The sequence below is a fragment of the Dactylosporangium sp. CA-092794 genome, assembly GCF_050948465.1.
Classification (GTDB): domain Bacteria; phylum Actinomycetota; class Actinomycetes; order Mycobacteriales; family Micromonosporaceae; genus Dactylosporangium.
The window spans coordinates 12680226-12703441 of sequence record NZ_CP192044.1; the positions used below are offsets into that span (position 1 = coordinate 12680226).

General features: G+C 72.8%; 24 protein-coding genes and 1 pseudogene. 24 read left to right on the forward strand and 1 reads right to left on the reverse strand.

The window, feature by feature from the left end; all coding sequences use genetic code 11:
• Nucleotides 1-275: 275 nt before the first annotated feature.
• The 24 genes and pseudogenes from ACQPXD_RS54970 (at nucleotide 276) to ACQPXD_RS55085 (ending at nucleotide 21779) form a co-directional block, all read left to right on the forward strand.
• On the forward strand, nucleotides 276-1073 hold the full coding sequence (locus tag ACQPXD_RS54970) for a hypothetical protein (protein ID WP_432832992.1): 798 nt from the start codon (nucleotides 276-278) through the stop codon (nucleotides 1071-1073).
• Nucleotides 1074-1538: 465 nt separating this feature from the next.
• Nucleotides 1539-2387 carry a hypothetical protein gene (locus tag ACQPXD_RS54975; RefSeq protein ID WP_432832994.1) on the forward strand — a complete coding sequence of 283 codons (849 nt, stop codon included), beginning with the start codon at nucleotides 1539-1541 and terminating at the stop codon, nucleotides 2385-2387.
• Nucleotides 2388-2392: 5 nt separating this feature from the next.
• Entirely contained in the window at nucleotides 2393-2719 is a 327-nt protein-coding gene (locus tag ACQPXD_RS54980) for a hypothetical protein (protein WP_432832996.1), read from the forward strand.
• A gap of 240 nt (nucleotides 2720-2959) precedes the next feature.
• Nucleotides 2960-3529: an RNA polymerase sigma factor gene (locus tag ACQPXD_RS54985; RefSeq protein ID WP_432832998.1), complete on the forward strand. Its 570-nt coding sequence runs from the start codon at nucleotides 2960-2962 to the stop codon at nucleotides 3527-3529.
• Between the two features lie 104 nt (nucleotides 3530-3633).
• Nucleotides 3634-3999, forward strand: a complete 366-nt coding sequence (locus tag ACQPXD_RS54990) for a histone-like nucleoid-structuring protein Lsr2 (RefSeq protein WP_432833000.1) — start codon at nucleotides 3634-3636, stop codon at nucleotides 3997-3999.
• A gap of 241 nt (nucleotides 4000-4240) precedes the next feature.
• Entirely contained in the window at nucleotides 4241-5053 is an 813-nt protein-coding gene (locus ACQPXD_RS54995; RefSeq protein WP_432833002.1) for a helix-turn-helix domain-containing protein, read from the forward strand.
• 108 nt (nucleotides 5054-5161) lie between these two features.
• Nucleotides 5162-5854, forward strand: coding sequence for a diguanylate cyclase domain-containing protein (locus ACQPXD_RS55000; RefSeq protein ID WP_432833004.1), 693 nt, complete (start codon nucleotides 5162-5164; stop codon nucleotides 5852-5854).
• A gap of 150 nt (nucleotides 5855-6004) precedes the next feature.
• A complete protein-coding gene (locus tag ACQPXD_RS55005) occupies nucleotides 6005-6595 on the forward strand; it encodes a hypothetical protein (protein WP_432833006.1) in 591 nt (196 codons plus the stop codon).
• A 135-nt stretch (nucleotides 6596-6730) separates the two neighbouring features.
• A complete protein-coding gene (locus ACQPXD_RS55010) occupies nucleotides 6731-7207 on the forward strand; it encodes a hypothetical protein (RefSeq protein ID WP_432833008.1) in 477 nt (158 codons plus the stop codon).
• A gap of 203 nt (nucleotides 7208-7410) precedes the next feature.
• Nucleotides 7411-7737: a hypothetical protein gene (locus ACQPXD_RS55015; protein WP_432833010.1), complete on the forward strand. Its 327-nt coding sequence runs from the start codon at nucleotides 7411-7413 to the stop codon at nucleotides 7735-7737.
• Entirely contained in the window at nucleotides 7697-8080 is a 384-nt protein-coding gene (locus ACQPXD_RS55020; protein WP_432833012.1) for a hypothetical protein, read from the forward strand. The genes ACQPXD_RS55015 and ACQPXD_RS55020 overlap by 41 nt, the downstream gene beginning before the upstream one ends.
• Before the next feature lie 197 nt (nucleotides 8081-8277).
• Nucleotides 8278-8883, forward strand: coding sequence for a hypothetical protein (locus ACQPXD_RS55025; RefSeq protein WP_432833014.1), 606 nt, complete (start codon nucleotides 8278-8280; stop codon nucleotides 8881-8883).
• A gap of 173 nt (nucleotides 8884-9056) precedes the next feature.
• A complete protein-coding gene (locus ACQPXD_RS55030) occupies nucleotides 9057-9524 on the forward strand; it encodes a hypothetical protein (RefSeq protein ID WP_432833016.1) in 468 nt (155 codons plus the stop codon).
• Between the two features lie 107 nt (nucleotides 9525-9631).
• Entirely contained in the window at nucleotides 9632-10606 is a 975-nt protein-coding gene (locus tag ACQPXD_RS55035) for a hypothetical protein (protein WP_432833018.1), read from the forward strand.
• Between the two features lie 108 nt (nucleotides 10607-10714).
• The gene (locus ACQPXD_RS55040; protein ID WP_432833020.1) at nucleotides 10715-11812 is read left to right on the forward strand and encodes a peptidoglycan DD-metalloendopeptidase family protein; all 1098 of its coding nucleotides are present in this window, start codon (nucleotides 10715-10717) and stop codon (nucleotides 11810-11812) included.
• A 133-nt stretch (nucleotides 11813-11945) separates the two neighbouring features.
• Nucleotides 11946-12584: a hypothetical protein gene (locus tag ACQPXD_RS55045; protein WP_432833022.1), complete on the forward strand. Its 639-nt coding sequence runs from the start codon at nucleotides 11946-11948 to the stop codon at nucleotides 12582-12584.
• Nucleotides 12585-12747: 163 nt separating this feature from the next.
• Nucleotides 12748-13905, forward strand: a complete 1158-nt coding sequence (locus ACQPXD_RS55050) for a hypothetical protein (protein ID WP_432833024.1) — start codon at nucleotides 12748-12750, stop codon at nucleotides 13903-13905.
• Between the two features lie 168 nt (nucleotides 13906-14073).
• Nucleotides 14074-15171, forward strand: a pseudogene (locus ACQPXD_RS55055) (DUF4314 domain-containing protein); the annotation flags it as partial.
• A 575-nt stretch (nucleotides 15172-15746) separates the two neighbouring features.
• On the forward strand, nucleotides 15747-16307 hold the full coding sequence (locus ACQPXD_RS55060) for a hypothetical protein (protein WP_432833026.1): 561 nt from the start codon (nucleotides 15747-15749) through the stop codon (nucleotides 16305-16307).
• Entirely contained in the window at nucleotides 16304-16747 is a 444-nt protein-coding gene (locus tag ACQPXD_RS55065; protein WP_432833028.1) for a hypothetical protein, read from the forward strand. Before ACQPXD_RS55060 ends, ACQPXD_RS55065 begins: the two co-directional genes overlap by 4 nt.
• Nucleotides 16748-17115: 368 nt before the next feature.
• Nucleotides 17116-18321, forward strand: a complete 1206-nt coding sequence (locus tag ACQPXD_RS55070) for an AAA family ATPase (protein WP_432833030.1) — start codon at nucleotides 17116-17118, stop codon at nucleotides 18319-18321.
• 17 nt (nucleotides 18322-18338) lie between these two features.
• On the forward strand, nucleotides 18339-20159 hold the full coding sequence (locus ACQPXD_RS55075) for a VWA domain-containing protein (protein WP_432833032.1): 1821 nt from the start codon (nucleotides 18339-18341) through the stop codon (nucleotides 20157-20159).
• A 186-nt stretch (nucleotides 20160-20345) separates the two neighbouring features.
• A complete protein-coding gene (locus ACQPXD_RS55080; protein WP_432833034.1) occupies nucleotides 20346-21023 on the forward strand; it encodes a hypothetical protein in 678 nt (225 codons plus the stop codon).
• A gap of 294 nt (nucleotides 21024-21317) precedes the next feature.
• Nucleotides 21318-21779 (forward strand): DUF4262 domain-containing protein, encoded by a 462-nt coding sequence (locus tag ACQPXD_RS55085; RefSeq protein WP_432833036.1) that lies wholly within the window; start codon nucleotides 21318-21320, stop codon nucleotides 21777-21779.
• Nucleotides 21780-22051: 272 nt separating this feature from the next.
• Here the strand turns inward: ACQPXD_RS55085 and ACQPXD_RS55090 are convergent, their stop codons facing one another.
• A complete protein-coding gene (locus tag ACQPXD_RS55090) occupies nucleotides 22052-23200 on the reverse strand; it encodes a hypothetical protein (RefSeq protein ID WP_432833038.1) in 1149 nt (382 codons plus the stop codon).
• Between the last annotated feature and the right edge of the window lie 16 nt (nucleotides 23201-23216).

A 23216-nucleotide genomic window follows, 5' to 3' on the forward strand; every position in this document is an offset into this window, starting at 1 on the left:
AGACCAGGCCGCTACCTTCTTCGGCACCACCTTTTCCTATATATCTCCACCCCGGTCCGGTCCCACCTCGGGAACCACCGCCGCACCACCCGGTGCGCTTCGCCCACCCGCCCGCATGGGCCGGTCGGCACCCGCGCCGAGCGGCGACCCCAGGTCGCACCGCACCACCAGCACCACCTCGCACCACCCTGTTTCCCCTGACCCGACCCATGCACCCGGTGGGCCGGTCATTTCCGCGCGCCCACAACGCGCCCACGTCGAAGGAGGCAATCCCCATGACTGCTACCAATGGCGCCGCTACGCCGCTGAGCCGCTTCGGCCGCCGCGTACCGATCGTCACGCCCCGCCAGGGCAACCCGGTCGCCTCGGCGACCAACACCACGACCACCACGGCGGTGACGCCGACGGCGACGATCCGCACGATGATCGTCTGCCTGCCCGACGAGCTGCCCCGCGAAGCCCTCACGGCTTCCCAGCTCGACCGGCACTTCGGCGTGTCCGGCACCCTGTCGCCGCGGTTCTGGGCCAGCCAGGCCATGTGGCTGTGGCAGCGCAACCAGCTGTTCGGGTTGCGCAAGGGCCGCCCGGCCTACTGCGCCGGCGGTCCGGTCAAGCTGCTCGACCTGCAAGGGATGCGCCAAGCCGCAGGCATGGGCGCGGGCATCCGCCACCAACTGTGGCAGCGGGTCGTGCACGGCACCCGGCCGGCACGGTCGTGGACCGAGTTCCACACCCGGCACCTCGCCGAGCCCGCCAAGTACCCGTACGAGCGGGCACAGGCGGACTTCTGGAACCAACCCCGCGTCAACGCGATGCGGATGCACAACGCGGCCAGCTACGGCGCCGCCCAACTGCCGGTGGAGGAACTGGAGATGCTGCAGGCAGGCGCGATCGCCTACCAGCACTACAGCGCCACCACCGCCGTGTGCGGTGACGCCCTGCTGACCCCGGACGGGCACAAGTTCGCACCCGCGAGCGACGCCCTGTGCCACCGGGTGACCTACCTCGAGCAGGCCGGCCGGTACCTCGACACCGTCGAGGCCGACCAGCGGCTGCTCGCCGTCGCCCTGTAAGGCGCACAACCGAACCGGAACCGGTCGGACCCAGCCACCCATCCCCACTTCCCCGGGGATCGGCGACAGGTCCGGCCGGCTCCACCACGATCTCACCCCGTTCCCCAAGACGGGGGCACGCAGCCGCCAAGCCCGCAGCGCAGGCACCCCCTTGCCGCCGCACCGCCACAGGCGCCACGTCAACAGAGGCCCGAGCACAGCACCAGCTCCGCAGCGCGGGCCCAGCGCGTGCCATGCCCGGCACCGCCAACACCTGCTCCTCCACCTTCGACCTCACCCATCTGCGGCGATGCGCCGGCGCGAAGCCGCTTCCGCCGCAGCCGGGCTCGCGCCATCGCACGTCGGTGCCCCCGCAACGAGGTGGCACTGCCCGGCGCCCCGGGCCGGGGCGCATCCATAAGCCCGGCCAGCGAAACGGCCGACCTTTCCCTCTTCCGACCGTCCTGACCAAGGAGGCAACCCCGCATGCCACATCGACTGTGGTTCCGGCTCGACGACGTGCTACCCCTGGCCGAACACGCCATGGCCTGCTTCACCCACCGCATCACCGAAGCGCAGGCCGCCGCGCTGACCCCGAGCGGGCCGGCGCTGATCTGGACCAGCACCGCGGTGCTGGACGTGCTCACCTCCAACGGCGCCCCGGCCTGGTACGGCGAGCGCGGCACCACCCACGCCGCCGAAGCCCATACCTGGCGCGACACGTCGGGCCGCTACGGCACCGCCTGGACCGACGGCTACCACACCGCCGTCCTGCCACTGACCGCCGGCGACGGCAGCGCCAGCCCGACAATGGACCAGCTGCGCCTGGCCCGCTATAGCGAGCACAGCTGGATCGCCGTCGACATCGACGCCGCCGACCAGCAGGTGATCGGCCCGAGCCGGGTGCACCTGATGGCCTGCCGCGACGACCTCGTCCCGGCCGGCACGGCCTGGACCCCGGCGACGGTCACCTGCCGCGACGTCGACGACATGCCCTACCCGGCGTTGGTCGCCGACGGCTACACCACCGACAGCGGCCACCTGCTCGCCCGCTTCGACCGTCCGACGATCGAACGGCTGGCCGCCGACCTGGACGCCGTGCACGCCAACCCGGACCGCACCAGCGACCCCATGCCCGGCGAGTACCGGATCCTGCGGCTGCACGGCGACGTGCTCACCGTGATCGAAGAGCAGGACAACGGTGCGGCCGTCGTCTACCGGGGCACCGACCACCTCACCCCGGACGGCGACGGCTACTACCCGCTCGGCGCCTACCTGTGGCCGTGGCGGTACGCCCACCAGCCCAGCCCCGCCGACGCGCGGACGGGACGGTGATCGTCATGGGCGCAGCCACGTTCGAGACCTACCGCGACGGCGCCGACGTCAGCGCCGCCTTCCGCGACGCGGTCGAGGAAGCCGGGTGGGAACACGGCCATGGCGGCTACACCGGCACCATCGCCGAGAAGTACGAGTACGTCATCATCACCCGCCAGCCGATGAGCTACGACGACGCGAGCCGTCTCGCGAGCGACCTGCTCGAGCGGGCCGACCCGCGCGTCGAGGACAAGTGGGGCCCGGCCGGCGCGATCCCCGTCCGGCAGCCCACCAGCCCGGCCGGGCAGCAGACGCCGGACGGCTGGCTGTTCTTCGGCCGGGCCAGCAGCTGACCCGCCGCCACCGCCACCGCCACCGGCGCTGGCGCTTGCCGCCGGACCCCCACGTGCCCATGACGCCCGCTGCCTGAGCGCAGCCGGCGTCGCGCCCGCGCCGCGACCTCGCGACGCGGGGCCTGACCGCATCACCGCACGACCTGGCCGTCGCCCGGCCATCCGCGCATCCCGCGCACCCCCGGGCACGGCCGTACGGCCGTGCCCGGGTTGCCGCCGCCCACACCAGGGAGGAAACCCGTGATCACCTCAACCAACCCGCTGCGCCAGCCCGACACCGAGGCGAACCGCGAGGTGCTGGCCGCGCTGCACGCCGGCGACCGTGCCGCCTTCGGCGAGCTCTACCAGCAGACCGCTGCGGTGCTGGCCCGCTACGTCGCCGCCCGGCTGCGCGACCGCGACGCCGTCGACGACGTGGTCCAGGAGGCGTTCTGCATGGCCCTGGCCGAGCCGCACCTGCTCGGCGAGGACCTGCTCGGCTCGATGCTGCGCCTGGCCGCCCGCGCGGTCACCCGGCACGGCTGGTCCCAGCGGCGCTACGTGCGCGCCGCCTACACCGTCTACGAGGACCGCACCAGCGACCCGCAGTCGGCCGCGGTGACCCTGGCCGTGCTGCGCCGGCCCGGGTTGCGCCAGGCCCTGGCCCGGCTCACCACGCTGCAGCGGCAGGTGGTGCAGCTGCGCTACCTCGACGGGTACCCGCGCGACCGCACCGCGGCCGCCATGGGCCGCAGGATCCCCGCGGTCCGCTGGCTCGAACGAGCCGCGCTGCGCCGCCTGCACACCGAGTGCAGCACCGGCTCCGCCTGAGCGTCGCGTCCGGCGCTCGTCCCGCAACCGCCCCGCCGCAGTCCGCTGCGCGGGGCTTCTTCCTGCCCGAACACGAACCCCGTCACGAGAAGGGACCGACAGCCGTGGCTGTCCGCATCCACCGCACCGTGGTCGACGACCTCGACGCCAGCACCGACGACGTCGGCACCTACCGCTTCGCCCTCGAAGGCGTCGAGTACGAGATCGACCTGTCCCAGCCCAACCTGCAGCGGCTGCGCGCCGCGCTCGCCCCGTTCACCGCCGCCGGCCGGCGGCTGACCAAGCAGAAGCCGGCCACCCGCCGCACCACCGGCCTCACCGGTCCGACCGCGGCCACCAAACGGGTTCGCCGCTGGTGGGCGGACAACGCCGACCACAGCGAGGACCTGCCGCCGTGCCGGGCCAACGGTCCGATTCCCGCACAGGTCTACGACGCCTACCGCACCACCCACCCCGAGGACCGGGTCTGACCCGACCCGCTTCCACGACCGGCCGGACCCATCCGGGTCCGGCCGGTCGCCTCGCTCCTTGGCAACTCTCGCCCGCGGCAGCCGCCCTCACGGCGTCAACGCCGCACCACCGGGTCCCGCACTCCGGGCAGCCGACTTGAGCAATCCGCTCGGCGAAGCGTGCATGGAATGCCCGCCGCCGCACCCCACCACCAGACCCTGGGTGCCATGGCGGCCCCGGGGAGAAAGGGCAACCACACCGATGACCGACACGACACTGGACCTGAAGCCCAACGAACGGAAGGTCCTGGCCTCCCTGCTCGCGCTCGGCGAGGCCACCGCAGCGAAGGTCGGCGAGCACGCCGGCCTGCCCTATTCGACCACCACCCCGAAGCTGCGCAAGCTGGAAGCCCTCGGCCTGGCCGAACGGTTCCACAACGAGGCGAACCAGACGCTGTGGCGGCCTACCGGCACCGGCACCGGCGACGGCGGCGATGCACCGACGCACGGAGCGTCGCGCGCAGCCGACGAACCGGGTACCGCAGCCGCATCCGGCACCGCCATCGCCGACAGTGACGTCCCGGCCGGTATCGAGTCGGCCCCGCCAGGAGCCGACACCGGCGAGGCGGACCTCCAGGCGACCGCCACTCCGCATGCCGCGGCCACGGCCACCGAGCCGGCCGAGCCGGACACGGCCGAGCCGGAGGAGCGCCGCGACGTCCCTGCGGATGGCGCTTCAGCCGCCGCCGTGGAACCCGCCACGACCGGCGGTGACAACGCCCCGGACGACGAGCACGCGGGGCCGTCGGACACGGCCGCGCCGACGGCCAAGCGCAAGCGTCCGGCGGGCGCGCTGGAGGCCAGCGTCCTGGCGATCCTGCGCGGCGACCCCGACGGGCAGTACAAGGTCAACGACCTGCGCAAGCTGGTCGACAAGGCCGACGAGGCAACCGGGTATCCCGCCGCCAGTGCCGGCGCGATCGCCAACGCACTGGACAAGCTCACCGGCAAGGGCGAGGTCATCACCATCCCGGCCAAGCACGCCACCTTCCAGGCCGCCCCCGCCGCCGGCTGACGGCCCGGCGAACGTACGGCGCCGCTTTCAGGTAGCCCGGGACGGGCGTTCATCGTTGGCGCGACACGCCCGCCCCGGTGCTCCTTCCGAGAAAAGGAGCAAGCCCAAGTGTCTCCCATCCTCAACACGATCCTCACCGCCGTCGGTGGGGTCCTCGCCGGACTGGCCTGCGCCGGTGCGGTGCTCTACTGGCAGCAGCAGCGGCTGAACCTGGCCCGTTGGCATGCCGCCGCCGGCGAGAAGATCGCCGACCACTGGCAGCACCTGGCCCATCACGACGACACCACCGGCCTTCCCAACCGGCGCGCCTTCCTCGCCCAGCTCGACCGGGCCCTCGCCGCTGGCGGGGCGACCGGTGTGGTCCTGCTCGATCTCGACGACTTCAAAACCGTCAACGACACGTTCGGCCACGAGTGCGGCAACGATCTGCTCACCGCCGTCGGGCTGCGCCTGGCGGATCTGCCGGCGCCCGTGAGGTTCGTCGCCCGGCTCTCCGGCGACGAGTTCGCGCTGCTCATCGACGGCGATGCCGCCCTCACCCACCTCAGCGCCCGCGCGGCGTGGCACACGATCAGCGCCCACCCCCTGCCGATCACCGCACAGCACAAGATCCCACTGCGGGCCAGCGTCGGCTACGCCACCGCCACCGAAGACCAGACCGCCGGAGGTCTCCTGCACGAGGCGGACCTGGCCATGTACCACGCCAAACGGTCCGGCAGCGGCGTGTACCAACCGTCGGTGGCCGAGCACACCACCATGCCGCCGCACACCCGTTGCCGCGACCTGCGACGCAAGGACTAGATCCCCCGCTCCGCAGGCAATCGCCGGCCGCCGACGCGCCGCATGACGTCGAGGACCTCGCGCCCGCCGACCCGGGCGCGAGGCCTCGCCATGCCGCGCGCCGGCGCCGCCGTCCACCCCGATGCCACACCGTCCTTTGTGGAGGTTCACGTGTTGTCCTTCGCCACCGTCCACGCCATCACCGCATGCCTGCTGAATGTCGAGCACGACACGCCGCCCGTGCCCGTTGCGGCAGCGGAACATCTCGGCACCATCGTCCTGGCCCAAGACCAACCCGCCTGCCCGGCCAGCGGACCGCTGCGCGCACTACGTCTGCTGAGCCGGCCGCTGTTGGGCGACGAGCGCCGCCACCTCACCCTGCCCGCCGTCCTGGACCAGATCGCCGACGCCATCACCGCTGACGGCGCTGCACCCGCGCCGTGGCCGGGCCACAGCGATCACGGCCCGCTGCACCGCGACGACCTCGCCGCGCTGCGCCGGGCGCTGTGCGAGTCGCGGCCAGGACTGCGGCTGCTGGCATGGGCGATCTGCTACGACGACCTGCTCGCCGACGACGAGGACATCGTCGCCGTCCGCAGGGTCGAGGCGGTCGACGTCGACGGGCGGGTCTACCAGATCAGCCGCCGCCCCGGCGAACCCGGCCCGGTGGTGCTGCTCGACGAACAGGCCGACCCCGACGACCTGCCCGCTACCTACCCGCCGCTCGCCCGCCTCGCCGCCGGACAGCCGGCGCAAACCTGACGGCCGCGCGAGCGGACGGCCCTCAACCCCGGCGCTAGCCGCAGGCCGGCCGATACCAGGTGCATCCAATCCCAGCACTGATCGCTCGGCGACCGCCGAGCGTGTCCCGCATTGCCTCGAAGGAGCACACCAGCAATGAGCACCGAACGCACCTACGCCATCGGCGACCGGGTCATCGTCGACCCGGCCGTCGCATCAGCCCGTCACCGCGGTGTCGTGTACCGCGTCACCCGGCTGCTGCCGGTGAACGTGATCGTCGAACCGGTCGACGGCGGCCGACCCATGAGGATCAATCCGAGCTACCTGCAGCCCGCCCCGGACGCCGCCCCCGACACCACCACCGGCGCCGCCGCGAACGCCGCCGCGGCGATCGTAGAGCTCGTGCCGTACGAGGCGCCGCTGGACCAGGGCGCCCTCGTCACCGTCGCCGGGCCCGGCTGGAAGCAGCCGCCCGGCGAGCTGTACGTGGTGCTGCGCGACAACGGCACCGGCAAGGTGTCGCTGGTCAAGCTCGGCGGCAACAAGGGCCAGTACTGGCGCGGTGTCTCGCGCCGTCTGCTCACCGTCATCGACCCCGCCCGCGTGCGCCTCGAGCCCGAGCAGACCAGCTGAGGCGCCGCCGCCGGACACCCGGCACAGGCCAAGAACCGTGGAGCGTCCCCAGGGTCGGCGGCCTGACCGCCGACCCAGGCAACGCCAACCCCCGCCCGCGGCGCGCCGAAATCCCCGCACTGAGCACGGGATGTCGGCGCCACCCGCTGGCACGCCGCACAACCTGCCGTCCCCATCACCAGCACGAGGAGGAACAAACCACCATGCCTACTACGGTGCGCAAGCGCATCACAGCCGCCGATCTCCGTACCGGCGACATCCTGGAGGAGACCCCGCCGGCGGTCGTCGAGTCGCTGACGCGCCACGTCACCCGCGGCGTCGTGCAGATCGCCGGGGAGACCAAGCCGAGACGGCTGCGCCTCGACGCCGATGTCATCGTGCTGCGCGAGGAACCCACCGAGCAGGAGCAGGCACAACGGCGGCGCACCATGATGGTCGAGATCCTCAAGGGCGACCCTGGCCGACTGGCTCAAGCGCGACCCGGCCCGGATGCTCCAGGAGATCCTCGACAACGACCGCGGCTACGGTGAGGTGCTGACCTGGTCGAACCTGCCGGACGTCCTCAAGGCGCAGGCGACCTACAAGCACGCGCGCATCCTGTGGCACCACCTCGGCGAGCCCGCCGACCTCGCCGCCGTCGACGAGGACACGCTGCTGCAGGCGTACGCGTCCTGGTGGCACACCAACATCCACCAGCCCGCCGACCAAGGCCCACGCCACGACCCGATCTCCCGGTCGACCAGCATCGTGGCCAACCTCATCGACGACTGCGACGAATGGGCCATCCAGCAGATCCGCGCCCGCATCTGCTGGGCCGGAGCCCGCGACGAGCTGCAGCGCCGCGTCACCGAGGCCCTGACGGCCCGTCAGTAACCCCGCCACCTCCGGCCTTCTTCATGGGAGCCGACGCGGCTCGCCCCGGTAAGGGGCCTGACCAATCCCGGCCTTACGCAGCCGTCGCCGGATGCAGCCCCGCGTTGCGGCTGCCCCCGAGGCCGCCGCAGCGGCAGCGCCACCTGCCGGCGAACGAAACCGTCACCTGCCCAAACCTGTTGTGAAGGAGCTGACGCATGTCCAGTCCTGACCCCGTGGACACGTACGTCCACCCGCCGGGCAACCCGGTCCTGGACCGCACCGCCGCCCGCCTCTCGGTCACCAACCGCGGCCCGGTGGGCCACGCCATCGCCCGAGGGGACCGCGCCGTCGTGGTCGCCACCGGCCGCGCGGTGATCATCACCGATGTCGACCACCAGACCGGACGCGTCCAGGCCCGACCTCAGCGGGGCCGGACGGCCGTCGAGTACGCCGGCGTCGACGTGGAGGTCACCGCAGCGGCGCATCATCCGCCGCTGCCGGACGACTGCCTGGACGGGTTGAGCATCGCGCAGGCCCGCGCGCTCCTGGCGCCGGTCGCCTCGGACAACGGCCGGTACCCGCAGTACGGCCCGGATTACTTCCGCCGCTGGGTGTTCGGCCGGGCCCGCCACGACGTGCAGCTGCGGGGCGAGACGATCCTCGTCGCCGGACAGCGGTGCCTGCTCAACACCGTCGACCCGCCCGCCGGCGGCGGGTTCGGGCCCCACACGTACACGGCATGGATCACCCGGCGGGCACACCACGGCGCAGCGGTCAGCGTCTGGGCTTCCGACATCGACCTTGAGCCGGCCGACGGGTGACCCGACGCGGCCCCTCCGGGGCGGCGGCCGAGGCGACTTGACCTTCGTCAAGAGGTGAGCGTCGATCGACGGTGGTCGTCGTCCGGCCCGCGATCAGGACAAACGCCTCCCAGGCCGCGCTGGGTTGGACGGCGATCCCGTATGCCAGGACTCGCCCAGGAGGTCACCGACCCATGCCACCGTCACCGCGCACCGACCGGCCAACGACACCGGCCGGGCGGCGGCCCAGCGACCGCACCCCGCCGCCCGACGACGTCACCGACCGGCTGTTGTGGGCCCTCGCGGTCGACGTTGCCGCCGCCCACCAGCCCGGGCCCGACGGATCGTGCAGCAACCTGCAATGCCGCGGCCAGCACGGCCCGTGCCGGGCACTGCACACGGCATACCGCGCCGCGCAGCTGGCCCGCCTCCCCGTCCCCGCCGCGCCGCCCGCGGCCCCCGCGCTGACCCGCCGGGTCGCGCGCGGACGCGCCGCCGTCATCCCTGCGCCGGACCGCTTCACCAACTGGTTCGGCGCCGACGACGGACCACGCACGCCACCGCCAGCTGCACCGGCACCACTGTCGGCATCGGCGCCGGCGGGCGTGCCGCACACATACGCACCGTTCCGGCGACCGACCGTGGCCACGGTCGCCGCCTGAACCCGTTCGCGTACCACGCGCCCAAGACACCGGAGGCAGCCATCAACTTCCACGCCAACGACACCCTTGCCGGCTACGCCCGCACCGCCGTCGACCTGCGCAGCCGCATGGTCGACTACCACCGCAGCCCGCTCGCCCGGCAGTACCTCGAGGCGTTCCTCGACGGCCGCCTGGCCCGCCACGACCCCGACTACGACGGCACACTGCAGCCGCAGTTCCTCGAGGCGATGAGCCGCATCACGGGCACGCCGTGGCAACTCGGCGAACCGTACGTCGTCGCACCGGCGATGACCGCGATCGTCGCCGCCGCCGCGCAGGCCCTCGATCTGACCGGTGAGGTCCTGCCCGACGACATCGCCCCCGACAACGGCGGCGTGCTGTTCCTGCCCGAGCCGGTCTACCACCGCCACCTGGGCGGCGAGGTGCTCTCGATCGGCGCGATCACCTGGGACCGCACCACCAACGTGACCACCGGCCGGTCCGGCTGGTACATCGGCGGCTGGGCCGACCACAACGACCCTCACGACCCGTCCGCCGCCCGCCGCCGCGCCCAGCTCGCCGACCGGCCCGACCTCGCCCGGCAGTTCGGTCCCTACGTGCTGACCGACTTCGCCGAGATCCCGATCGGCCGACCGGTCGACCCGCGCCCGGATCTGCCCATCGTCGACGACGCCGACCGCGACTGGGAACCGGCGCCGGACGGGCGGTTCTGCATCGACGAGACAACCGTCGCCACCCCCGCCTGCGCCGCGATCGCCTACGCGTTCTGGCGCATCCAGGCCCAGCCGCTCGCGACCGTGGCCGCCGCCCCGCTGGACCGCGCCGCCCGCCGCCGCGCCGAACGCGCCTCAATCCGCCACGACACCCGCGTCGTCATGCTGCGCCGCACCAGCCCTCCGGCAGAACCCGGCGACGGCGAACCGAAGTGGCACTACCGGGTGCGGTTCATCGTGCGTGGCCACTGGCGGCGGCTGATCGACCGCGACGGCCGCCCGTACCGCATCTGGATCAACGCCCACATCAAAGGACCCGACGGCGCGCCGCTGCTGCACGGCGAGAAGGTCGCCGTGCTCGCCCGCTGACCCACAGATCCCGCCCCCGCACGCGAAGGCCGCGCGACCCCCACACCCGGCACCGCGCGGCCTTCGCCGTGCCACCTGAACCAGCCGTCCGCAAGGGAGTGACCAGCCATGACCACCCGAGTGCTGTCCTGGATTGCCATCGCGGTCGCCGGCACCATCCTGCTGTGCTCGGGGCTGGCCACGACCCTGATCTTCGGCGGAGCCGGTTCCGGCACCTGCGCCACCGCGGCCAGCGCCGCACCGGCCGCATCGTCGGCCGCCTCCGCCGCCGCCCCGACCGGCGCGCACAGTCCCAATCCGGGCGGGATCGGGCCGATCGGCCGATGGAACGCCGAGCAGGTCGGCAACGCCGCCATCATCGTCACCGTCGGCATGCGACTCGGAGTCCCGCCCCGCGGCTGGGTCATCGCGGTCGCCACCGCCATGCAGGAATCCAGCCTGATCAACACCCTCGGCGGCGACCAGGACTCGATCGGCCTGTTCCAGCAGCGGCCCTCCCAGGGCTGGGGCACCCCGGCACAGCTGCACGACCCCGACTACGCGGCGTCCAAGTTCTACGAGAAGCTGCTCACCGTCGACGGGTGGCAGGCGATGCCGCTCACCGAGGCAGCCCAGAAGGTGCAACGCTCGGCCTACCCCGACGCGTACGCCAAATGGGAACCGGACGCCACCCAGCTCGTCACCGCCTTGACCGGGGCCAGCGTGGGACTGGGCATGTGCGGGGTCACCGTCAGCGCCGAAGGCTGGACCCAGCCGGTACACGGCAAGGTCGGCTCCGGGTTCCGCACCCCGGACCGGCCCACCCACGACGGCGTCGACCTCATCGTGCCCAAAGGCACGCCCATCCACGCCGCCTCCGCAGGCACCGTCAGCCGGGTCCGGTGCAACGCCATCGACGTGCGCACCGGCGGCGACTGGGGCTGCGACCGCGACGGCGACCCCAACCTCACCAGGGGCTGCGGCTGGTACGTCGACATCGACCACCCCGGCGGGATCGTGACCCGCTACTGCCACCAGCTCGTCGAGCCGTACGTCCATGTCGGGCAGCACGTCAACGCCGGTGACGTCATCGGCATCTCCGGCAGCAGCGGCCACTCCTCCGGACCCCACGTCCACTACGAAGTGCATCTCGGCGATCACACCTCTGCCACGGCCGTGGACCCGGTGACCTTCATGGCCTCTGTCGGGGCGCCCCTGGACCAGTAGCCGACCGGCTACCTGACTCGCCGGGCGCTGGACGCTGCCGGTCCTAAGGCCGCCTGGGCCGCGTCGGGCCTACCGATTCCCTGCCTGGCCGGCAACGGCGCCGGCCGGATCCACCACCATCGAGGAGGTATCTGTGGGAACACCCACCCTGATCGGCGCCGCCGCGCCGCGCGCCGCGTACACCGCCCGCTACCTGCACTACGGCGAGCATCCTGACACCCTGGTGCCGCTGTTGCGTCGGATCTGGACCGAGACGTTCACCCGCGACACGGCCGCGCTCGTCGCGGCGCTGCTCGCCTGCGACTGGTCCAGCCTCGCCGTCGAACCCCGCCGGCGCAGCCACGACCGGCAACGGCCGGTGGCCGGGGTCGGCTACCCCTCGCCGGCCCGTGACGGCGTCCTACGCCACGGCCAGCTCGGCGAAGACCTCAACGGGTTCCTGGAATGGCTGTACCTGATCCACCCCGAACAGGGCCTGGTCACGGTCTACGAGGCGACCTGCCACGCCCGGTGGCTGCGGCACTGCGTCCACGCCCTCAACCCGATCGAGGAACTGTTCGTCACCGAACCCGACCCCCACAACGCCACCGGGTCGGCGATGACCGTGTGCACCGTCTGCGGCGCCGTCGACGAGATCGAGTACCTGGAGCTGCCCTCGATGGTCGGCTACGACCTCGACACCTGCACCTCCTGCCAGCGCTGCGGCTCCTGCGTGACGACCGACCCGATGTTCGGCGTCCACGTCACCCGCAAACCCTGGCCGCGGCACTGACCCAAGAGGTCCGTCCATCCGGCCCAGCTCACGAGAGCCGTCCGCCTGCCAGCCTGCCTGCTGTCGGACGCAGCACTGCACAACCGCAACAACCACTGCCCTGGACCGGCAGCGCCACGCCGCCGGCCGACCCAACGCCATCGCACAGAAAGGCAACCACCTGATGCTTGCACCCACAGCCGTCGCCGGGATCGCCGAGGCACTCGGCGGCTACGCCGGCACCGAGCGCGACCCGCTGCCCAGCCCGCAGTTCGAGATCATCTACGAGTACGCCCCGAAGAACGGGCCAAAAGCGTTGGAGTTCAACCTCATCCACGAGTCGGTGTGGCGGGGCTGGGACGCCGACGCACAGCTCGGCGAGGACGTCGGACTGGCTGAGTTCCTCGCCGTGCTGACCGCCAACATCCCGCGGTGGCTGCCGCAACACCGGCAGGACTCCCGATTCACCATCATCGGGTTCACCCTGAGGTACGACGAGCCGCTGAGCTCCTCCGTCGACGCCGACCACGGCGGCATCGACGAACCGGCCCTGCGAGCCGTCCTCGCCATGGACGTCGACCACCGCCGGTACCAGATGCTGCTCGGCACCGATCGCCCAGCAACACCGGTCCAGGTCAGCGAGACCGGCGGGCCGCTGCCCGACGACGCCACCGCGCCGCACCGGCAGCAAGCCTGGTCCGCCCCCACATCGTCGCGCACGCCACCGCCGCCCCCGATCCGCAGCCCCACGCCGACCGCGATGGCGACCAGGACGCTGGCCGGTGACGTCCTGGTGGCCGGTGAGATCGTCACCGTCACCGGCGACCGGTTCGACGACGACCAGCGCAACCAACTGTGGGTCGTCGTCGACTACTTCGACGACTACACGATCGCGGTCCTCGGCGGCGACGGCTACCAATGGCCCCGCGTCCCCCGCGGAGACCTCACCCCGATCACGGCGCAGTGGATCCGGCGGGTCATCAGACGCGACGGCACCAACGCCTACGTCAGCGCCGACAGCACCGAACCGGTCCTGCTCGACGACGCGTTCCACCGGCTGCAGCCCGGCTGCTACGAACTGACCCGGGTGTACCGGCTGGCGGGGCAGGTGCTGCGCGTGCAGGTCCACCGGGGGCCGGAGCCCGAGCACAGCACGGCGCAGGCGCAGGTACTCGAGCCGACCGGCGGCTTCACCACCGTCGCGGTCATGCCGCCGGCCGACTGGCACCCCGGCACGCCGTCCGCGACGGACAGCGCCCAACCGCTGTATCCGATCGCCGAGCGGCTGCTGCACCGGGCGACCCGGATCCTCGCCCCGCCGACGAGCACGCCCGATTGCTGAGCCGGCCCCTCCGCGAGCTCAACGTCGGTGGCACGCCCCGGGCGGATGCCCCGACACCATCCCCCGCGCGCGGCTCACGCCAAGCGCCGCAGGCCGCGCAGTGCACGCCGCGGCGCGGCCCAACGCAACCCGCAGTACCGATCCGACGCAACCGAACAGGAGAGCACCGTGACCATCTACCAACCGGGCCAGCGCGTCGTGCTGGTCCGCACCAGCGACCCGTACACCGATCTGCGGCCCGGCGCCGCCGGCACCGTCCGCCACCACGACGAGCAGCGCAGCATCGTCCACATCAACTGGGACAGCGGCTCGACGCTGGCGATGTGCCTGGACGCCGGCGACCGCATCACACTGCTCGATAGCGCCGAGGCAGTCGCGCGGCCGTCCGAAGGCGTCGACGGGTGGACCGCCGCCCTCGAGCGGCTGCGCGCCGCGGGCGCCGAGGCGGGCCGCGGGGTCGCCGAATGGTGGGCCCAAGACACCATCGGCGGCCGGGCCACCGGCGACGTCCGCCGCGCCGCCCGGCGGATCCTGGCCGGCATCGACGACGAAGACCCGGCCGTGCTCGACGGGCTGCCGACGTTCACCCCGCCGCCGCGGTGGCATGACGGCCGGGACAGCGCCGAGGTCCGCTACACCGAGGCCGCGCATGACGCCGCGCCAGCTCAGGCACCGCACTGGCGGGAACTGACCGACGCCCAGCGTAAGGCCACCATCGCCGCGTCCCAGGAGGCGTTCGACACCGCGGTGCTCGAGCGGGTCACCGAGCTGTGCCGGCTGGCGACCAGCCCCACCGGTACCGACGTGTCCCACCTGCACCCGGACCGGGTACGGATCGGCCGGGTCGGGGTGTTCGCCGGCGACTGGTCCTGGGCCGTCGACGACGACGGCGCCGACCGCATCGCGGTCGGGTTCGTCGGCACGCTGATCGACCGCTGGAACGGCTGGGCGGTGTTCTCCTGCACCCGGCAGGTGGCCGAGGCGATCGTCGCCGACCAGCAGGAACACCGCCGCGAACTGCGCGAGTCCTACCGCGGCCAGGGCCTGAGCGGCGAGGACATCGACCAGCGCGTCAACGCGGAGCTGACCGACCTGCGCTTCGACGGCGACGTCATCGTCGCCGACCAGCGCGCCCAGTACGACGACCCGGAGGCGATCGAACGCATCACCCCCGACGGCGACGGCCGGTACGTGGTGATGGGCTGGAACTGGTGCTGGGAGGCCGTCGACCCGTACGCCTGCGACCGCATCGTCGGCGAGCTACCCCCGCCGGACGAGGCCCAGCAGTGGGTCCAGCTGCCGCACACCGGCCTGCGGGTGCCGCACGACCGGCTGAAGGTCACCGACCTGCACACGACACCGACGCACAACGGGCCGGCGTACACCGCCACCCTGACCCTCGACGGTGAGCCGGTCGGCGGCATCCACAACGACGGCAACGGCGGGGACACCGACCTGGCCAGCAGCCCGGACCGGTGGGGCTGGCAGCGCATGGCCGACTACGCCGCCGCCAGCCGCCGTTTCGGCGAACCGGCCTCGGTGCAGCAGGTCCTCGACGCGCTGGTTGTCGAAGCGCAGATCGGCGAGGCGATCCGCGCGGCGGAGACGGCCGGCGGCACCCTGGCCCGGCTGATCGACGCCGACGGCGCCATCCGCGCCACGCGACCGATCACGCCCTCCCCGCGCGACCTGCAGGAGGTGCTGGAGCTCGGCCACACCCTCACCCGCGGCCCGGACGAGCTGTGGCAGATCTGGACCGGCGCCTCCTGGTTCACCGTGCCCGGCACCCTCACCGAGCCCGCTCAACCCCTCGACCCGAACAGCTGACAGGAGGTTCCCCCATGGGCTCCGACATGTACCTACGCGACCTGTACCTCCCCACCGGCACCTGCGTGGACCTGGCCGCCGCCAAGACCACCGTCACGGTCCTGTGCCGCAACGCCACCGTCGACGACCTGCGGATCCTGCTCGACGAAGACTGGATCAGCGACGACAGCCCCATCGACCCCGAAGACTGGACCGAGGAGAACCTGACCCGGCACGCCGCGACACTGCGGGCCGCCGCCGAACACCGGCTGCACCGGCTGCTCGACGAATTCGCCGCGTCCCTGACCGGCCGCGACGTGGCTCGGTTCCGCTTCGACAACCCCGCCGACACCGACGACGGCAGCGGGGGCGTGGACGCCTACGTCACCGGCGGCGTCAGCGCCGGCGGCGGCCCGACCGACGCGTACGACGCCTGGGACATCGTCCTGGACACCGACCGGTTCCCTGACGGCTGGTGCGACCGGATCGGCGCCGCCTGCGAGCTGCTGCACCCGCACGGCGACGGCCCGGCCGCCGCGACCGTCACCCTGCACCGGTGGACCACGCCACCGGTTGACGAGGCGACGACGCCATGACACCGACACAGGACCCTGCCGGGCCGGGCCCGGCGCAGCAGGAAGCCGACGCCCGAGCCGACGCGGCCCGAGCCGTCATCGCGGCCTCCGCGCGGGTCACCGCCGCGGTCCTGCCGCACGTGCGGCAGCTGCTCCCCGCCGGCTGGAGGGCCAGCAGCCATCAGGCGATCAGCGGCGCCACGCACACCGTGGCGATTGACCCGCCCACCGCGCTGGTAGACGCCACCGCCTACCTGCTGCCCAACACCGGCAGCGGCGAGGACGCCGTGTCTGGCTGGGGGGTGCGGGTCCACAACCGCCAGCAGCGGGTCGACTTCCCGCTCTACACCGACGGCGGCGCCCACGCCGCCGTCTTCACCGACGTCGCCGACGCCGTCACCGCGGCCATCACCGCGCTGCGCATCGAAGCGGTACCGACCCGCATCGGCCCCCACCGGTAGCGCCAACCGGCTCTACCTCAGCAGTTGCCGTATCCGCACCGTCTCGCGTGATCCGCCACGGCGGGCGCGAGACCGCTCGTCCGCCCGGCGCCCGTGGGCGCCCGTCCGGCAGCCCGCCGGCCCGTCAGCCACCGCAACGGCTGACCGGCTCCGGCAGGCCGCCACCTTGCCCCTCGAGGTGGCCCCTGCCGGACGCGGCTGGGGCCACCTCCATGCCTCATGGAGGAACACCGATGCACCCAGACGTGCACCCAGCCCACCCCACCGACCCGGTCACGGCCGCCGCCGCAGGCGACTTGCCGACCGCCGGACCGGCCGGTAGTCCTGTTCGCGGCCCACACCCCACCGACTACACGAGGACACCGGCGATGACCACGCCGACCGGCGCGGCCACCGCCGTCAACCCGGTCACCGGGCTTCCCCGGCTGCGCCCCGGTGAGCTGCAGGCCCAGGTCCTCGGCGTGCTGGCCGCCAACTCCGGCAAGGCGCTGAACATCGGCGAGATCGCCCGGCAGTTGCACGGCCGCTCCACCGGCGCCGTCGGGCAGGCCTGCGACCGGCTCGTCGAGCTCGGCCACGCCACCAAGACCGTCTCGCAGTTCGCCGTCACCACCGCCGGACTGGCCGAACACCGCGCCAACCCCGGCCCCGCCCCGATCCCGCCGGTCGCACCGCCCGCACCGCAGGCACCCACCGCCCGCCCGGCACCCGCCCCTGCCACGACCGGCACGCCGGTCGCCCGGCCCACGGCGGCACCGGCACAGCCCAAAGGCACCACCGGCCCGGTACGCCGGCCCAACGGGCAGCTGTACTACCCGCGGCGGCTGGCCAAGCGCACCGACGTCGACGTCCTGCGCGACCTGCGCACCGCCGAGGTGCCGGTCCTGCTGTACGGGCCGCCCGGCACCGGCAAGACCAGCCTGATCGAGGCCGCCTTCGGCCAAGAGCTGTACACGGTGCCCGGGGACGGCGACACCACCGTCGGCGACATCATCGGCGACTACGTGCCCACCGACACCGGCGGCTACGAATTCATTCCCGGCCCGCTGCCCCGCGCGATGGAGGCCGGTGGGGTGCTGTTCATCGACGACGCCACCCTCATCGCCCCGAAAGTCCTCGCCGTGGTGTACCCGGCGATGGACGGCCGCCGGCAGATCATCCTCAAGGCCCACGCAGGCAAGGTGATCACCGCCAGGTCGGGCTTCTACGTGGCCGCCGGGCACAACCCCGGCGTGCACGGCGCGGTCCTCACCGAAGCCCTCGCCTCCCGCTTCTCCGCGCAGGTCAAGGTGTCCACCGACTACGACCTCGCCGCCGCCCTCGGCGTCGACGCCAGGATGGTCCGCGCCGCCCGGAACCTGGCCACCCGGTTCGACTCCGGCGACATCGGCTGGGCACCCCAGCTCCGCGAGTTGCTCGCCTTCAAGAAGATCACCGACGTGCTCGGCGTCGACACGGCGCTGGCCAACCTCGTCGGTGTCGCACCGGTCGAGGACCGCGACGCCGTGGTCAAGGCCATCAAGGCCGCCTTCGCCAACACGGTCGAGCCGCTCGCGCTCGGCAAGCAGCTGTGAACGGCCAGGTGACGACCATGACAACGGCGACGAACCCACCCGCCAGCAGCGGCAAGCACCTCAACCCCGACCCCGACGCGCCCGCCCCGGCCGCCCCCGCCGACGCGGGCTGGTTGCGGCTGTCGGCCGCATTGACCGCCCAGATCGCGCCGGTGGCCGGCCGGGCCGACCTGATCGTGGTCTGCGAACCCGGCGCCGGGCACGGCGCCCCCGCCTGCCTCATCCGCGAACAGGCCTGCGTCGAGATCGACGGCACATACCTCGACTGCGACCTCAACGGCATCGACCCCGACGACCCGGACGCCCGCGAGCAGTTTCCGGTGCTGTGGGGGCTGCTGGTCCACGAGGCCGCGCACGGCCAGCACACCTGCTGGGACTTCGGCACCGGCGAACCGGCCGCCGCCGAAGCCGCCACGGTCCTGGAGGAGTCGCGGATCGAGGCCGCCCAGGTCCGCCGCCGGCCCGGCGACCGCCGATGGTTGCGCGCCGCCTCAACGAAGATCCTGCTCGCTGACGTGCCGACCACCGATGACCTGTGGTCGGCCGCCGGCACCGCTGCGCTCGTGCTGGCCCGCGCCGACGCCGGCGTCCTGGACCCGGACGAGGTCGAACCCGTCCGCGACGCGGTCGTGAAGATCCTGGGCCCGGCGCGGCTGGACCGGCTCACCGAGATCTGGCGGCAGGCCCACGCCACCGACGACTTCGACACCGACGCCATGGTCGAGCTCGGCCGCCGCTGGTGCGCAGTCCTCGGAATCAAACCCGACGACACCAGCATCCCGCCGCTCGGCGGCCCGGCAGGCGGCGGGTCCGGCACACCCGGCGGTGGCCCCGGTGATGGCCAAGGTGGCAGCCCGGCCGGTGGCGGAACGCTGCGCAGGGCCGCCGGTCAGGTCGTGGTGATCGTCGCCGACCACGACGGCGAGGACGCCAAAGCCAAAGCCGAGGCCGCGCAACGCGCCGCGCAGCAGGCCGCCGCCCGCGACGCCGAATCGAAGGCCCAGACGCGGGCGAACGCGGCCGGCGCGAAGGTGTTCAGCAACCCGGGCGGCGTCGGGCCCGGCAGCGGCCGTTCCAGCGGGGTGCGCCGCAACCCGCCGACGCCGTCCACCAGGCCCGCCACCGAGGCCGAACGCGCCGCCGCGCGGCAGCTCGCCCGGGCCCTGCGCGCGGCAGCGCACCGGGAACCGACCGAGACGATCGTCGCGGCGCCGACCCCGCCGGGACGGCTGCGGGCCCGCGCGGCCATGAACGCCGACGCGCAACGCGCGATGGGCCAGCAGCCCACCGCCGAGCCGTGGCGGCGCACCGAACGCCGCCGCCACCCGAACCCGCCGATCCAGGTCGGCATCTGCGCCGACGTGTCCCCATCGGTGTCGGCGTTCGCCGGGCCGATCGCCTCCGCCGCGTGGATCACCGCCCAGGCCACCGCCTGGGCCGGCGGCACCAGCGCCACCATCACCTTCGGCCAGTACGTCACCCCGGTCACCCAACCCGGGCAGCCACCGGCACAAGTCCGGCTGTTCGACGAAGAAGGCGACACCGCCGGATTCCCGCTCGCCGTCGACGCCCTCGACGGCGCGCTCGACCTGGCCAACCCGCGCGCCGGGGCGCGGCTGCTCGTGGTGGTCAGCGACGGCGAGTTCACCGGCGAGGAGAAACTCGCCGGGCAGCAACGCCTCGACCGGCTCCTGCGGGCCGGCTGCGCCCTGCTCTGGCTCGCCCCGCCCGGTTCCACACCGCTGACCGGCGGACAACAAGTCACCCTCACCGATCCCGCCCGCTCCGGGCAACTCATCGCCCGCGCCGCCACCGCGGCCCTGGCCGCGCACGCCTGACACCGCGACGGCGTGACTTGACCTGCCCCGGCGCGTGAAGCGTGGCTTGCGTGATGCCGCCGGTCCGTTCCGCTGGACCGGCGGCATCCAGCCAGCACCCAGCATCCACATGTCCCAACCAGGCCCCCTGCCCGCCAGACGCCGCCGGGCAGAACCGACCAGCTCGTTCGGAAGGAAGCACCACCGATGCAATTCCACGCCGACACCGGCTATCCCTTCAACACCGATAACCACGCCTACCGGCGGCTACTTACCGCCGGCAGCGAGCACCTGCACACCGTCGCCTGGACCCGCGACGACGGCCGCCCGGTCCTGCTCACCCTCTACGACCTCGCCACCGGCGACGCGGTCACCATCGCCCTGCTCGACTCAATCGAAGCCAGCCACGCACACGCCCTGCTCATACTGCACCGCGACGGCACACTGCACGTCCACGGCCCGTTCGGCGGCCCGTTCGGCGGCCCGTTCGGCGGCCCGTTCGGCGGCGAGGCCGCTGCCGCCGCGCACGCCCCCGCCCTGGCAACGACTGACCCGTCCGTCGCCGCCAACCTGCCGCTGCCACTGCACCACCCCGGCCGCGGCGACCTGCCACCCGACGACGCGTGGCGACCCCTGCACCAGCAGACCCCCGCAGCCTCCACCCTCGCCGCGCCCTCCGGGCCTGCGCAGACCGCGCTGCTGCTGCTCGACCAGCAGCGCCACCGCCTCGCCGCGGTCGGCCCCTTCCCCAACCACACGACGGCCCTGGCCTGGGAGCCAGCCAGCTTCCCGGACGCCGACGTCGACTGTGTGATCGTGCCGATGCACCTCGCCGCCACCGTCGCCGCTCCCGCCACCGACGGTCATGACGGCGAAGGCGACTAGCTCCGACCGCGCCGCCGGGCGGCGTCCCAGTCGTCGCGATCGACGCTGGTGGCCCCGCGCAGCCCGACAGTCACCAGCCAGCGACACGGCTCGGGCCACCGGCCACACACCGCTACGACGGACCCGACCCGTCTGGGCAGCCGGTCACCACCTGGCATCTTCAGCGGTGCGAGCGACACTTGGCCCTGGTCGAAGCACCGCTATCCGACCCCGGCCCATCCGAACGACTGCATCCCGAGCGCCGCGATCATCACCACGACAGCCAGCGCGGCACCGATTCGAAGGAGAAAGTCCGTGCCGGACATCGGCGACTTCCTGCAACGTCAGGAAAAGATCATCGACACGGTCGGCTGGGCGGTCATACACATCCTGCCCACCGACGACGAGCCCGACACCGCGACCCCGTTCGCCTACACCGTCGGACTGACCGCCCACGGCTACCCGGAACTGCTCATCGCCGGGCTGCCGCCCGAGATCGCGCACGACCTACTCAACGACCTGGCCGCACGGGTGTACGACAAGGCCGAACGCTTCAGCCACGGCCAGCGCATCAGCGACCTCATCGCCGGCTACGAGGCCGTCCTCGTCGAGGGCGAACCCACCGACGACCTGCTGCCCGGTGTGGCGATCGCCCGCTACGGACGCGAGCAGGTCCGCCTGCTGCAGGTGATATGGCCCGACCCGCAAGGCCGATTCCCCTGGGATGCCGGTTACAGCACGGACCCGCACGTCCAGCCCCAGATCGCTCGACCGTAATCCGGCAGACGCCCCCTCCCGCGGCGTAGCCGGAAACGCCCAAGGGCGTCCGGCTTCCCGCAAGTCCACCGCGCCGTCGAACCCGGCGGTCTGCGCTTCGCTGCCCAAATCCGGTTTCGCGGCGGGCATCTTGGCTCGGCGGCCTTGGGCCGCCGAGCCAAGAGCAAGAACAAGGGCCTTTTTGTCGTTTAGGCACAGCCGGAAGGCGGCGCCGTTCGGGGTACCGACGCCACGCAGATCACGCCAGCCGCATCACGTACCGGGACGCCCTGTCAGGTCGTGGCGTTCACGGCCACGGGCTGCAGGCCCCAATCCCGCACGGACCTACCCCCGACAAAGGCCCACTCCACGTCGCACTTGGAGCAGTCGATCCGCACGTCGTGCTCCCGGAAGCCCGGTACGTTGTCATGCTCCTCGACGATCGCGCCGTCACCGCAGGGACACCGGTACTCGTAGCGCTCCACGGTGCCTGCGCCAGCGCCCCAGCCCCCGTGGTCGTGCTCGCCTCCACGGATCGGCTCGGTGCGCACGGGTGCTGCAGACGGCACGGTCCTCATCCACTCCGCGATCGCGCTCACCACGGCGTCGTACGCCTCGGGCGAGTGCGCAACGACATGGAAGATCGCCAGCAGCTCGTCGGGGGTGCGGGCGACACGGTGGTCGCTGTCTCGCACACCCGCAACGTAGTCACCCGCGAGGTCGCCGATGACGTCGTTACGGCCGACCTGCAGGACCAGCCAGTCGTGAAACGGAGCTGACACGGCTACGGGAGCCGGCCGGACCCAGGCGCCCGCGATCCGCTCACCCGCTGCCGCCCGCGCGAGCGCGGACTGCAGGTATTCGTATCCGGCGGGGCGGTGATGGTCGGCCTTCGGCCGGGTCTGCCCTGAGCCGGTCATCCGGCGCACGTAGTCGTGCTCGCGCTCCGGTACACCGATCAAGAGATTCGGCCCGGAGCCGCCGGGATCGGCGACCGGGAGCCCCAGCGCTGCCGCCGCCCAGATCAAGCGGCCGTTGGACACGTAGGAGCAGTGCGGGGCGAGGAACTCTTCTGCGGTGTGCTTCAAGGAGTAGCTGCCCACCTCCGGCGTCGCGGAGTCCGGGATAGGCGTGAACATTCGCAGCATGTCCGTGATGAGCGCGAGTTCGATGAAGTCGGTCTCACGATCGAAGCGCCAGGTCGCTTCCGAGCGGAAGCCGTTCTCGCCGAGGCGGGGCGAACCGCCGCGCGCGCCGATCACGGCGTGCTGGTCGAGGGTGGCGATCAGGTGCCGGGCGCTGACCCGCTCGCCGAGGAGTCCCTGGGCCAGAGGGGAGCCCATCTGCCGCAGCGCGGCGGTGTACTTCGTACCGGTGAAATCTGCCCACGCGCGCGCATCCTGTTGGAGCTCGCGATCATGGGTGTGGTTGTCGGAGGTCATCTCAACTCTGCTCCGG

Bases quoted from the DNA above. Each gene is read 5' to 3' on its own strand.
- ACQPXD_RS54970 (WP_432832992.1), top strand. From the start codon at position 276: ATGACTGCTACCAATGGCGCCGCTACGCCGCTGAGCCGCTTCGGCCGC.
- ACQPXD_RS54975 (WP_432832994.1), top strand. From the start codon at position 1,539: ATGCCACATCGACTGTGGTTCCGGCTCGACGACGTGCTACCCCTGGCC.
- ACQPXD_RS54980 (WP_432832996.1), top strand. From the start codon at position 2,393: ATGGGCGCAGCCACGTTCGAGACCTACCGCGACGGCGCCGACGTCAGC.
- ACQPXD_RS54995 (WP_432833002.1), top strand. From the start codon at position 4,241: ATGACCGACACGACACTGGACCTGAAGCCCAACGAACGGAAGGTCCTG.
- ACQPXD_RS55010 (WP_432833008.1), top strand. From the start codon at position 6,731: ATGAGCACCGAACGCACCTACGCCATCGGCGACCGGGTCATCGTCGAC.
- ACQPXD_RS55015 (WP_432833010.1), top strand. From the start codon at position 7,411: ATGCCTACTACGGTGCGCAAGCGCATCACAGCCGCCGATCTCCGTACC.
- ACQPXD_RS55020 (WP_432833012.1), top strand. From the start codon at position 7,697: ATGCTCCAGGAGATCCTCGACAACGACCGCGGCTACGGTGAGGTGCTG.
- ACQPXD_RS55025 (WP_432833014.1), top strand. From the start codon at position 8,278: ATGTCCAGTCCTGACCCCGTGGACACGTACGTCCACCCGCCGGGCAAC.
- ACQPXD_RS55030 (WP_432833016.1), top strand. From the start codon at position 9,057: ATGCCACCGTCACCGCGCACCGACCGGCCAACGACACCGGCCGGGCGG.
- ACQPXD_RS55035 (WP_432833018.1), top strand. From the start codon at position 9,632: ATGGTCGACTACCACCGCAGCCCGCTCGCCCGGCAGTACCTCGAGGCG.
- ACQPXD_RS55040 (WP_432833020.1), top strand. From the start codon at position 10,715: ATGACCACCCGAGTGCTGTCCTGGATTGCCATCGCGGTCGCCGGCACC.
- ACQPXD_RS55050 (WP_432833024.1), top strand. From the start codon at position 12,748: ATGCTTGCACCCACAGCCGTCGCCGGGATCGCCGAGGCACTCGGCGGC.
- ACQPXD_RS55060 (WP_432833026.1), top strand. From the start codon at position 15,747: ATGGGCTCCGACATGTACCTACGCGACCTGTACCTCCCCACCGGCACC.
- ACQPXD_RS55065 (WP_432833028.1), top strand. From the start codon at position 16,304: ATGACACCGACACAGGACCCTGCCGGGCCGGGCCCGGCGCAGCAGGAA.
- ACQPXD_RS55070 (WP_432833030.1), top strand. From the start codon at position 17,116: ATGACCACGCCGACCGGCGCGGCCACCGCCGTCAACCCGGTCACCGGG.
- ACQPXD_RS55075 (WP_432833032.1), top strand. From the start codon at position 18,339: ATGACAACGGCGACGAACCCACCCGCCAGCAGCGGCAAGCACCTCAAC.
- ACQPXD_RS55080 (WP_432833034.1), top strand. From the start codon at position 20,346: ATGCAATTCCACGCCGACACCGGCTATCCCTTCAACACCGATAACCAC.
- ACQPXD_RS55090 (WP_432833038.1), bottom strand. From the start codon at position 23,200: ATGACCTCCGACAACCACACCCATGATCGCGAGCTCCAACAGGATGCG.